At 45.5% G+C, this 11,868-nt stretch carries 8 protein-coding genes, 1 tRNA gene and 1 pseudogene; 2 read left to right on the forward strand and 8 right to left on the reverse strand.

From position 1 onward, the window contains the following. Positions 1-117: 117 nt before the first annotated feature. The 7 genes and pseudogenes from lon to topA all read right to left on the reverse strand — a co-directional run bounded on the left by lon (position 118) and on the right by topA (position 9,791). Positions 118-2,538 carry an endopeptidase La gene (gene lon, locus AWU77_RS08765; protein ID WP_062061880.1) on the reverse strand — a complete coding sequence of 807 codons (2,421 nt, stop codon included), beginning with the start codon at positions 2,536-2,538 and terminating at the stop codon, positions 118-120. A gap of 155 nt (positions 2,539-2,693) precedes the next feature. Continuing rightward, complete coding sequence (clpX, locus tag AWU77_RS08770; protein ID WP_062061884.1) at positions 2,694-3,992, reverse strand: ATP-dependent Clp protease ATP-binding subunit ClpX; 1,299 nt, start codon at positions 3,990-3,992, stop codon at positions 2,694-2,696. A gap of 135 nt (positions 3,993-4,127) precedes the next feature. After that, complete coding sequence (gene clpP / locus AWU77_RS08775) at positions 4,128-4,766, reverse strand: ATP-dependent Clp endopeptidase proteolytic subunit ClpP (RefSeq protein ID WP_062061887.1); 639 nt, start codon at positions 4,764-4,766, stop codon at positions 4,128-4,130. Positions 4,767-4,942: 176 nt separating this feature from the next. Then, a pseudogene (gene tig / locus AWU77_RS08780) lies at positions 4,943-6,256 on the reverse strand (trigger factor). 74 nt (positions 6,257-6,330) lie between these two features. Beyond that, positions 6,331-6,415, reverse strand: a tRNA-Leu gene (locus AWU77_RS08785). A gap of 154 nt (positions 6,416-6,569) precedes the next feature. Continuing rightward, entirely contained in the window at positions 6,570-7,103 is a 534-nt protein-coding gene (locus AWU77_RS08790; protein WP_062061890.1) for a DUF6586 family protein, read from the reverse strand. 66 nt (positions 7,104-7,169) lie between these two features. Continuing rightward, positions 7,170-9,791 carry a type I DNA topoisomerase gene (topA, locus tag AWU77_RS08795; protein WP_062061894.1) on the reverse strand — a complete coding sequence of 874 codons (2,622 nt, stop codon included), beginning with the start codon at positions 9,789-9,791 and terminating at the stop codon, positions 7,170-7,172. A gap of 336 nt (positions 9,792-10,127) precedes the next feature. Here topA and AWU77_RS08800 point away from each other — a divergent pair, with 336 nt between their 5' ends. Then, positions 10,128-10,820: a hypothetical protein gene (locus tag AWU77_RS08800; RefSeq protein WP_062061897.1), complete on the forward strand. Its 693-nt coding sequence runs from the start codon at positions 10,128-10,130 to the stop codon at positions 10,818-10,820. Here AWU77_RS08800 and AWU77_RS08805 read toward each other — a convergent pair. Continuing rightward, positions 10,817-11,329, reverse strand: a complete 513-nt coding sequence (locus tag AWU77_RS08805) for a hypothetical protein (RefSeq protein WP_062061900.1) — start codon at positions 11,327-11,329, stop codon at positions 10,817-10,819. The genes AWU77_RS08800 and AWU77_RS08805 overlap by 4 nt on opposite strands. A 73-nt stretch (positions 11,330-11,402) precedes the next feature. On the opposite strand from AWU77_RS08805, the gene AWU77_RS08810 reads away from it, so the two are divergent. Continuing rightward, the gene (locus AWU77_RS08810) at positions 11,403-11,861 is read left to right on the forward strand and encodes a universal stress protein (protein WP_062061903.1); all 459 of its coding nucleotides are present in this window, start codon (positions 11,403-11,405) and stop codon (positions 11,859-11,861) included. Positions 11,862-11,868 lie beyond the last annotated feature (7 nt).

Here is an 11,868-nt window from a genome sequence, read left to right on the forward strand (position 1 = left end):
CCAACAGAGTAACAGGGGGTCAAGGAAAGCTTACAGCTTTACACAAAACCCCATTGGATTTGCTCATAAAACAAGCAGCAAAACCTATACATTGAACAAGATCACAATCGCGCGCCCTTAGTGGGTGCTCAGGCGATTATCGCTTTCTGTGGTCTTTTGTGCGGCCTTCTCCAGTGCTCGATATTCTTCATCACTCAGTGGCTTAGGACTGGACTGCAAGGCGATCGCCAAAACCTCATCGATCCACTTAACAGGCTTGACTATGAGATCAGCTTTAATGTTATCGGGAATCTCTTTTAAGTCTCGCTCATTTTCCGCAGGGATAATCACAGTTTTAATCCCGCCCCGATGAGCAGCCAAGAGCTTTTCTTTCAACCCGCCAATGCGCAAAACTTCACCGCGCAAAGTGATCTCGCCTGTCATTGCCACGTCCGCTCGTACTGGTATACCTGTCTGCACAGACACTAATGCCGTGCACATAGCAATGCCTGCACTCGGGCCGTCTTTAGGTGTAGCACCTTCAGGCACGTGAATATGAATATCTACTTTTTCATGATGATCAGGAGCAATACCCAACGCTTGGCTACGAGAGCGAACTACAGTCAAAGCAGCTTGGATCGACTCCTGCATCACATCACCCAGTGAACCCGTTTTTATTATGCGTCCTTTACCAACAACAGCCGTAGCCTCAATTGTCAGCAATTCGCCGCCAACCTGAGTCCAGGCAAGTCCGGTTACTTGACCAATCTGGTCTTTACTTTCCGCCTTGCCAAAATCGAACTTGCGAACACCTAATAAGCTTTCTAAAGCATTAGCATCAATTAAGTCGGCACTAGCTTTATTGCCCTTAACATGAAGGGTCACCACTTTGCGGCAAATTTTGGCAATTTCTCGCTCCAACCCTCTTACGCCAGCCTCGCGCGTGTAATAACGGATGATATCGCGAATGGCATCGGTACCTATATTGATCTCCGAATCCTTCAGACCATTTGCTTTCATTTGTTTTGGTATTAAATAGCGCAAAGCAATATTTAATTTTTCGTCTTCGGTGTAGCCTGGAATACGAATAACTTCCATTCTATCTAGCAACGGGCCAGGAATATTCATTGAGTTTGACGTACAAACAAACATGACATCCGAAAGGTCATAGTCAACTTCTAGATAGTGATCGCTAAAGTGGCTATTTTGTTCGGGATCCAATACCTCTAACAGCGCCGATGCTGGATCTCCGCGATTATCCATACCCATTTTGTCAATTTCATCTAGCAAAAAGAGAGGATTTCTTACGCCTACTTTCGCCATTTTTTGGATAAGTTTGCCAGGTAAAGAACCGATATAAGTTCTTCTGTGGCCGCGTATTTCAGCTTCATCGCGCACACCACCCAATGCCATGCGTACAAATTCACGATTGGTAGCACGCGCTACGGATTCACCGAGCGAGGTCTTCCCTACACCAGGAGGGCCCACCAAACACAAAATAGGACCTTTTACTTTTTTAACCCGCTGTTGCACAGCCAAGTATTCCAAGATGCGCTCTTTCACCTCTTCAAGACCAAAGTGATCTTTATTCAGCACTTCTTCTGCGCGAGCGAGGTCGTGACGCACCTTACTTTTTTTACTCCAAGGTACTTTAATCATCCAGTCAATGTACGCGCGCAAGACAGATGCCTCCGCCGACATTGGCGACATCATTTTTAATTTATTTAATTCTGCTCTTGTTTTTTCTGCTGCATCTTTTGGCATTGAAGCGGCTGCAATTTTCTTTTCCAGTTCGTCTGCTTCACTAACTTCTTCACCTAATTCGCCCAATTCTTTTTGAATAGCCTTGATTTGCTCATTCAAATAATATTCGCGTTGACTTTTTTCCATTTGTTTTTTAACACGGCCGCGAATTTTCTTTTCAACATGAAATAGATCAACTTCCGCATCCATAAGATCTAAAAGATGCTCTATACGCGCGTGAATATCCGCCATTTCCAGAATGGATTGTTTTTTAGGTAAATCAAGCGACATATGAGCCGCTATAGTATCCGCTAAGCGCCCTGGCTCATCGATCCCTGAGAGTGACGTGATAACCTCTACCGGCACTTTTTTACTGAGGTTTACATATTGCTCAAACTGACCAATTGCAGATGCAATTAACGCGCGCGCTTCTGCGCCTTCAATCGGACTACTGGGAATGACATCCACAGTGGCTTTAAAAAATCCGTCAGCCTCCTCGATGGACTCTATATTGGCTCTTTCGCGCCCTTCAATTAATACCTTAACCGTCCCATCAGGAAGTTTCAGCAATTGAAGGATGGAGGCGATTGTACCTATGCTGTATAAATCCTCAGCTTGAGGCTCATCTTGCTGTGGATTTTTTTGCGCCACCAGTAGAACCTGTTTATCGCTAGCCATAGCGCGCTCAAGCGCCTCAATCGACTTACCACGACCAACAAATAGTGGGGTTACCATGTGCGGATAAACAACCACATCACGCAATGGCAGCAGGGGAATTTCTGTTATATGGGATTCGTGTAGAGTTTCAGCGACCATTGGTTCCTCTCTATTTCAAAAAGGCAACTAACACCTTGCCATAAAACAAGATTGGGGTCTAAAACAGAGAATTACAAGTTATTGAACCACAAAAACCAAAAAGAGCGCTCATGTGCGCTCTTTTTGGTCATGAAGATTAATAGTTGATCGCACAATTAATCTTCTGCAGCTGCTTTTGCCGGTTTGTCGTTATTTTCATAAACCAATAAAGGCTCAGCTTCACCCTTAATAACAGACTCATCGACAACAACCTTAACTACATTTTCTTCGGATGGAATCTTATACATAGTGTCAAGCAAGACCGACTCCATAATTGATCTCAAGCCACGAGCACCCGTTTTACGCTCCAACGCACGCTCCGCAACAGCATCCAATGCATCACTACGAAAATCAATTTGTACGCCTTCCATTTCAAATAACCGTCCATACTGTTTAGTGAGCGCATTACGCGGCTCAGTCAGTATCTGAATTAGAGCCGCTTTATCGAGCTCATCCAATGTAGCTATTACAGGTAAACGTCCCACGAACTCGGGAATAAGCCCATAACGAACAAGATCTTCTGGCTCTAAATCTTGCAGTGTCTGGCCAAAGTTCCGCTTCTCATCTTTACTTTTCACTTCTGCACTAAATCCAATACCGCCTTTTTCGGAGCGGTCGCGGATAACTTTGTCCAGGCCAGCAAAAGCTCCACCGCAAATAAACAAAATATTTGAGGTATCTACCTGCAAAAACTCTTGTTGCGGATGCTTGCGGCCACCCTGAGGCGGCACGGAAGCAACAGTACCTTCAATAAGCTTCAGTAGCGCTTGCTGCACACCTTCGCCTGAAACATCACGAGTAATTGAAGGGTTGTCTGATTTGCGAGAAATTTTGTCAATTTCGTCAATGTAGACAATGCCTTGCTGTGCTTTTTCTACATCGTAATCACATTTTTGCAGTAATTTTTGGATGATATTCTCAACATCCTCACCAACATAACCCGCTTCAGTAAGCGTAGTTGCATCTGCAATTGTGAAAGGCACATCAAGCAATCGAGCCAAGGTCTCTGCCAGCAATGTCTTACCACTACCTGTTGGGCCAACTAACAAAATGTTACTTTTACCTAGCTCAATCGTTTCTTTATCTTTGCCTGCTTTCCCGGCAAAACGAAGACGTTTGTAATGGTTGTACACAGCCACAGCCAATACTTTTTTCGCTCGTTTTTGACCAATGACATACTGGTCAAGAATTGCCGATATCTCATGCGGCTTTGGAAGTTTTTCGGAAGCACCTTCAGCAGCGCTTTCCTGAATTTCTTCACGAATAATATCGTTGCAAAGGTCAACGCACTCATCGCAAATAAAAACCGATGGACCCGCAATTAACTTGCGGACTTCATGCTGACTTTTACCGCAGAAAGAGCAATACAGCAACTTTCCGTTTTTATCGCCTGCGTCACTGGTGTGATCGGTCATTGAACCCACTCCATCTAAATTTCTATATCAATTGTCAGTTTAAAAGATCAAATTCAAGCTGCTCAAAAGTGAATTGTCACTGGGTCAAGCTTGCGATGCTGATCTGAGTTCGGTTTTACTCTGACAAACAAACAATTATTGAGCTGGCTGTATACGTTTATCGATTACAGCATCAATCAAGCCATAATCTTTTGCCTGCTGAGCAGACATAAAGTTATCGCGCTCAGTATCCACCTCTATTTTTTCAATGGGTTGGCCTGAATGAAATGCCATTAACTCATTGAGGCGTGAGCGGATCTTCAATATTTCTTGCGCTTGAATGTGTATGTCAGATGCCTGCCCCTGTGCTCCGCCGCTTGGCTGGTGAATCATCACGCGGGAGTTGGGCAGGCAAAAGCGCTTGCCTTTAGCGCCCGCATTTAACAAAAATGCGCCCATGCTACATGCTTGACCTATGCACATGGTGCTCACATTTGGTTTTATGAACTGCATAGTGTCATAAATTGACATACCTGCAGTAACTGATCCGCCTGGTGAGTTAATGTACAGATGGATATCTTTATCCGGGTTTTCGGCTTCCAGAAATAAAAGTTGAGCTACGACTAAATTTGCCATGTAGTCCTCAACGGGACCAACAAGGAATATCACACGCTCTTTAAGCAAGCGTGAATATATATCAAATGATCTTTCGCCTCGTGCCGTTTGCTCGATAACAATCGGTACAAGGCCACTATTGATAGGAGATAACAGGGAGTTCATGTGTTGGTATGACATCGTGCGTTTTTGTCCTTAAGCGGGCTAATAGCGTCGCCAATGTTGAAAACTATGATTTTTTGACACTACAGAGCTTAACCCGTGATGGGATTATATGCCAGTCAAATGAGGTAATTTGGAAGGTATTCAGAGAGATGGAAGCCGCAAAACAGGCGTTTTGCGGCTTTTTTAAACGATTAGCGCTGAGCGTTAGCCTTGATGATTTCATCGTAGCTAGTTTGTACTTCAGCGACTTTGGCTTGCGATAAGATATAGTCCACGACCTGATCTTCCAGCACTGCCGACTCCACCCCAGCCATCAGCTCCTGATTGCCATTGTAGTACTCAACCACTTCTTTTGGCTCTTGATAAGTTGAAGCAATCTCTTCGATCATAGCTTTTACGCGTTTTGCTTCAGGCTTAAGTTTGGCAGACTTTACAATCTCACCAACAATTAAACCCAAGGTTACACGACGAGCAGCTTCATCTTGGAACATAGTATCGGGAAGCAAGGATTTAACGTCAAAGTTTTGTTGTTGTCCGCCAAAACGTTGCATCATTTGATTGCGCAGCACCTGAATCTCATTGGCAACCAACGCTTTGGGCACTTCTGTAGTGTGAGAAGCAATTAGAGCATCCATTACTTGGCCTTTAACTTTTGCTTTCAGTGCATTGGCCAACTCGCGATCCATGTTTGCTTTTACTTCTTTGCGGAATTGCTTTTCACCGCCTTTTTCTACACCAAACTTTTGGAAAAACTCTTTCTTTAATTCTGGTAGTTGAGCTTCTGACACACTATTAACGGTGATTGCAAAATCTACCGCAGCCCCTTTCAGTTATTCAGCCTGATAATCTTCAGGGAAAGTAACTGAAACAACCTTGTTCTCACCTGCTTTCAGACCAACAATGCCTTCTTCAAAACCAGGAATCATTGATTTCGAGCCGAGCACTAAATTGTGATTATCAGCCTTACCGCCAGCAAACTCAACGCCATCTTTGGTGCCAACAAAATTGATATTAACTTGGTCGCCATCGGCAGCCGCACGCTCTACAACAGACCAAGAAGCCTGATGCTTGCGCAACACCTCAATCATATTATCGACATCAGTATCAGTCACTTCTGCTTTGAAGCTGGTGAGCTCGAACGCTGTAAGATCGCTCAATGCAACACTTGGATAAACTTCGAAGGTTGCAATGTATTCAAGATCTTTACCTACAGCCAACTGCTTTGGCTGAATGGATGGCTGGCCAGCAGGTTTTACATTTTCTTTTTGTACTGCAGCATAAAAAGAACGGCTAATTACATCACCCACAACCTCTTGACGAATGCCAGCACCAAAACGCTGTTTGACGACAGACATTGGCACCTTGCCCTTGCGGAAACCTTTGATGCTTACGTTGCGTGCCGCTTGTTTCAAGCGATTTTCAACTTCGTTTTCTACTTGCTCTGCGGGCACGCCAACGGTTAAGCGGCGCTCCAATCCAGAAGTCGTTTCGAGTGAAACCTGCATATATGCCTCGTGAAATAACTGAAAATCTGTTGCAGTTGATCAAGCACTCTGAAATACAGAATGCTGGGGGAATATGGTGCGGACGGAGAGACTCGAACTCTCACACCTTGCGGCGCCAGAACCTAAACCTGGTGTGTCTACCAATTTCACCACGTCCGCTTGGGTCGCCTTCATTACACTAACAAATGAAAGCACTGACTTAATGTTTCGCGCTCCAACCGATTGATTTTTAATGTTTTTTATAAAAATCAGCAGCCCTAGCGCGCGAAGGGTGCTGATTGTGCCACAGTCATTCTGCAGGTTCAACTTTTTATCAATACTCCGCACTCGTTTCCCGCTGACGCACCACCAGTGCGCGGAAGCTTTCCAACCAGGAAGCTAACAACTCCACAGTTAAGTCGGGCAATTCTTGTCCCCGAGCTTCCGTTAACTCTACCAAGGCAATTAAATTTTCCTGTCCAAATGCTTTTTTCTCCCTGGGCTTCTCGGGAGATTTAAAAATATGATCATGATACTGAGTCAGCTGACTTAACCATGAATCACTTATCTGGCTAAGCGCTAGCAATTCAGAAGCCTCAGAAGAAACTTTATCGACCTGCTGCAGCGAAGAGATTAGATCCTGAATGGAGCGAATAACGGATGGCTTTTTTAGTTGATGATGCTCAGCAAGCTCGCGTAGATAAAAATGCAGTGCCATCATCAGATGGAATACAGCTGCATCGGCCAAGGCCTGCAATTCAAGTTTGCGCATGCCTTTTGGCTCACCAAGAGAGTTGTTTAATAGGCCGATGGTGGCCCCAGCAAACGCCAACTTTTGATTTACAAGTGAGAGGTGACTAATTGACATAATGCGCGACAGGTTTCAGAACAAGGTAGGGGCAGTAGCCATCAGCAAAGATGGCTACTGCAGAACTTATTTTTGTACTTTCCATTTTCCGCCATCGTAAAACGCCTTCCAGCCCGTAGCCTTACCGTTTACTTCGGTTTGAACATACTGTTCTTTGGTTTTACGGCTAAAGCGAATAATAGCTTTGTTACCCTCAGGATCTTTTACTGGTGCAGACAACAAAAAGTGGTACTTCGGATCTATTTGATCCTTATGGGGCAGCAACTCTTCCACCAATGGCGCACGAGTTTCACGATTTTTGGGGAACTGGCTTGCAGCAAGGAACAAGCCTGCAGCACCATCTCGCAAGACATAGTGATCATCCACTTTTTCACAGCGCAATTCCGGCATTACAATTGGGTCAACTTTTGGTGGGGCAGCCTCGCCACTCTTCAGCAGCTTGCGCGTGTTTTTACACTCGCTATTGGTGCAGCCAAAATACTTGCCGAAACGACCTGTTTTAAGCTGCATTTCGCTGCTGCATTTATCACATTCAATAGTTGGCCCCTCGTAACCCTTGAGGCGATATGTACCCTGCTCTACCTCGTATCCAGCGCAATCAGGATTATTGCCACATATATGTAGCTTGCGACTTTCATCCAGCAGGTAGGAGTCCATCGCGGAGTTACAAAGCTTGCAGCGATGCTTAGCGCGCAATTGGCGCGATTCCGCCTCTTCATCTGCATCAGCTTCGATAGCCTCATCACCAGAAACCAAATTCATTGTGTTTTTGCAGCGCTCTTTGGGGGGCAACCCGTAACCTGAACAACCTAAAAAGACACCTGTACTGCCAGTACGAATTTGCATATGGCGGCCACATAGACCACAGGCGATGTTTGTATCGGTAGGATCATTTGCTCGCATGCCCTTAGCACTGCTCGACGCCAAGGTCAGTTTTTTACTAAACCCGGTGTAAAACTCGTCCAGCAATGCACGCCAGTTTTTTCCGCCCTGCGCTACAACATCCAGCGATTCTTCCATATTGGCGGTAAAGCCATAACTCATGAGATCATCAAAACTTTCAACTAATCGTTCAGTGACAATATCTCCCATCTTTTCAGCGTAAAAACGACGATTTTCCTGCCGCACATAGCCGCGCTCCTGAATGGTAGAAATAATAGATGCATAAGTTGATGGTCGGCCAATAGCACGTTTTTCCAGCTCTTTTACCAAGCTAGCTTCAGTATATCGCGCCGAGGGCTTGGTGAAGTGTTGCTGCGGATTAAGCTTTACCAACGGCAACACTTGGCCAACTTTCATATCTGGCAGCACCACATCTTCATCTTTTTTGGCGACCTGCGGACTGACCTTGGTATAACCATCAAAACGAATTACGCGGCCGCGCGTGCGCAACTCGTAATCACCAGCAGTCACTACCACACTAGTACTGGTGTATTCTGCTGGTGTCATTTGGCAGGCAACAAATTGTTGCCAAATCAAGCCATAAAGACGCTCCGCATCACGCTCCATACCACTTAATTGATTGGGTAATGCATCAACATTTGAGGGGCGAATCGCCTCATGCGCCTCCTGCGCACCGTCCTTACTGGAATAAAGAATGGGCGACTCAGGCAGGTAGCGTTTGCCGAAGTTTTCTAAAATATGTTCACGACAAGCTTCAACAGCCTCTTTACTCAAGTTCGTCGAGTCAGTACGCATATAAGTAATGTAGCCCGCCTCATATAAGCGCTGAGCCATCATCATGGTCTTCTTTACCCCAAAGCCTAAACGGGTACTTGCTGCTTGCTGCAGGGTTGAGGTAATAAAAGGCGCTGAGGGTTTAGATTGCGTGGGTTTATCTTCGCGGCTGATGACTTTATAAGTTGCGCCCTCTAAGGCACTGACCGCTGTCATCGCCTGGATTTCATTGACGGGTTTAAATGCCTCGTCGCCCTGCTTTTTCACTTCGAAGCTGACGGCCTGATTTTTATCAGCTTGCAAGTCAGCAAACAGGGTCCAGTATTCTTCAGGGATAAAAGCGCGAATTTCACGCTCTCGCTCAACTACCAGACGTACCGCGACCGACTGTACGCGCCCTGCAGATAGTCCGCGCGCAACCTTTTCCCACAATAGTGGAGATACCATGTACCCCACAACGCGATCCAAAAAGCGACGCGCTTGCTGGGCGTCAACACGATTTTGATCAATAGGTCCCGGCGTTTTAAATGCGTTTTGAATCGCCGTTTTTGTGATTTCGTTAAACACAACGCGACGATAGCGGGACTCATCGCCGCCGATTGCCTCGCGCAAGTGCCAAGCAATAGCCTCCCCCTCTCTATCCAAGTCGGTTGCGAGATAGACCATGTCAGCTTTTTCGGCGAGCTTTTTTAACTCATCAACAACTTTCTCTTTGCCCGGGAGAATTTCATATTGGGCTGCCCAACCGTTTTCCGGATCAATGCCCATGCGGTTAATGAGCTGACTTTTACTCTTGCTGGCTTGATAAATTGCCTTATCTTCAGGCGACATTTTGCGTGTCGCGGCTGCTTGTTTGGCGCGCTCTTTGGCATCAACTGGCTTGGCACCACCACTGGTTGGTAAATCGCGAATATGACCAATACTGGATTTGACGATAAAACCATCACCCAAATATTTATTGATAGTTTTTGCCTTGGCAGGCGACTCAACGATAACTAAGGATTTACCCATGGCAGTTAGAAATATCTCTATATTAAAGAAGGCAGTGTAAAGAGTTGAAAAATGCGCCAAACAACCACTTCATCACCCTGAAGACGGGTTAAACTAGCAGTAAAGGTGCGCATATATAAGTCTTGAGCCCCAAGGGGTCAAGCTATAATTTCCAGCATGTCTTATAGTAGAGCTTGCATAGATACGCAAAGCTCTACCTTAAACACTATGTTTTTTTACTTTAAAGGCCATGCATATCTTGTTGTTATATATCATTTTTTTATTTGCCGAATGCTTATGGACAAGAAACCGATAAAAACCTGAAACCCAACTTACCTTGCCCCAGTAGATTTCCGCATGACCTTGATTGTGATTCTTGTTTTTTTGATGCTGATAACACTTTTTGCGGTGAGCGTGCTTCATCGCATACAGCAGCGTCAGCGTCAACGCCGGTTAGAGCAGCGCCGCCTGCGCATCCAAGTAGAAGAGTTAACCGATGTTGTGAATTGTTTGGAGCAGACACTGCCAAACAGGGTCATTACCAAGCACATAAATGACATGATTATTGCGTTGCAGCATCAAATGCTGGCATTGGAAGACAACAATCGTGAGCGTCTTGAAAGCGCGATACTGAAAAGTGAGCTGTATTCAGAAGAGCTTATCAACCCCAAAAATCGCCAAGGTATTAGCTATCAAAGGGACAGTGATGCACAAATTGCGAAAACTCAACTCTATATCAATGAGGCTGTAAACCTGATGGTGCAACTTGCCGCTCAGGGTACTATCAATGAAGTTGAATTGGACTCCTATCAAGCAGAGTTGCGCTGGGCCTATCTAATGGTATCGGTGATGTCATACATAGCTCAGGGTGACAAGTCTGTCGCCATAAGTGATCGCCTCGCATTTTACCGCAAGGCACAACACCTCTTGATGGAGTCAATGCATCAAGATCCTCGGCGCTTACAGATGATTAAAGAGTTAAGTGAGATGATAGACGGTGAGCGCGTCGGGCTTAGTAGCGCTTTACGCGAGATGGCACCGGCAGCCTAGCCCTGTGAATCAGCTGGTTGATATTCGGTTTGATGCAGCCCGCGCAACATTTCGATTAATCGATCCAAGGTTTCCACCGCTTCTTTTTCTTGCCAGAAAATACAAATACCCATATTGCCGCAACTAATGGCAGGAACTGATTCTGGCAATTGTGGCAAATAGACCCTCAGAAGATCACACGTAGCAACGCTTGGACGCACGTCCGTTTGCCAATCCCACGCTAAATAAAAGTTACTTTCGTGAACGTAAGGGGTGCGCATCAGTATCCATTCTGGCACTTCTTGGATTTTAGATGGTGGCGGCAAGTAATACACAGGCAGGGTTGCAGGTTGATCCATATCTGTTTTTAATGGAGGTAATTTGCGCATACTAAAGCGCACGCCCCGTGTACTAGCGTAGGTGCGCAATTGTTCCTTTCGTTTTTGTCCAGGGCTTGGCTTAAGCATGGAAATGGGGCCTATCACCAAGGCAATCACCACAATCAAAATAATAAAAAACCAAATATTCATTTAAATCCTTAAAACTTTAGCGAGAACAACTATTCTTAAACCAGTGCCAATAACAATGCCGAGGATAGGAATCATGACAGAAATTATTAATTACACACATATTATTGTCGGCTTGGATCTGTCGGAAGATTGCCCACCAGTTATCCAACGTGCCGCAGCCATCGCGCGAGCTTGCAATGCCAAGCTCACCTTGGCTCATGTGCTGGAACCGCTTGCGTTTGCGTATGGTGGCGATATGCCGGTAGATTTAAGTGGTGTGCAAGAACAGCAAGTGCAGAAAGCAGAGGCTGATCTAGCGCAGCTCGCCAAAACAACCAATTATCCAATCATGCAGCAGCATGTGCTTGTCGGACAGCCAGCGGCAGAATTACATTATTTGGCTGAGCAAGAATCAGCCGATTTAATCGTGGTTGGCAGTCACGGCCGCAAGGGTTTTGCATTACTGCTAGGCTCTACCCCAAACAGTGTTTTACATGGCGCCACCTGCGATGTGCTAGCAGTATTAGTAAAAAAACAAACCGGTGAAGCCTAAGACCTCA

It is taken from the genome of Cellvibrio sp. OA-2007 (assembly GCF_000953825.1).
GTDB lineage: Bacteria > Pseudomonadota > Gammaproteobacteria > Pseudomonadales > Cellvibrionaceae > Cellvibrio.

What these genes read in the sequence shown, in the direction of transcription:
- AWU77_RS08790 (WP_062061890.1), bottom strand. Translation starts at nt 7,103, where the DNA reads ATGTCAATTAGTCACCTCTCACTTGTAAATCAAAAGTTGGCGTTTGCT.
- topA (WP_062061894.1), bottom strand. Translation starts at nt 9,791, where the DNA reads ATGGGTAAATCCTTAGTTATCGTTGAGTCGCCTGCCAAGGCAAAAACT.
- clpP (WP_062061887.1), bottom strand. Translation starts at nt 4,766, where the DNA reads ATGTCATACCAACACATGAACTCCCTGTTATCTCCTATCAATAGTGGC.
- AWU77_RS08805 (WP_062061900.1), bottom strand. Translation starts at nt 11,329, where the DNA reads ATGAATATTTGGTTTTTTATTATTTTGATTGTGGTGATTGCCTTGGTG.
- clpX (WP_062061884.1), bottom strand. Translation starts at nt 3,992, where the DNA reads ATGACCGATCACACCAGTGACGCAGGCGATAAAAACGGAAAGTTGCTG.
- lon (WP_062061880.1), bottom strand. Translation starts at nt 2,538, where the DNA reads ATGGTCGCTGAAACTCTACACGAATCCCATATAACAGAAATTCCCCTG.
- AWU77_RS08810 (WP_062061903.1), top strand. Translation starts at nt 11,403, where the DNA reads ATGACAGAAATTATTAATTACACACATATTATTGTCGGCTTGGATCTG.
- AWU77_RS08800 (WP_062061897.1), top strand. Translation starts at nt 10,128, where the DNA reads ATGACCTTGATTGTGATTCTTGTTTTTTTGATGCTGATAACACTTTTT.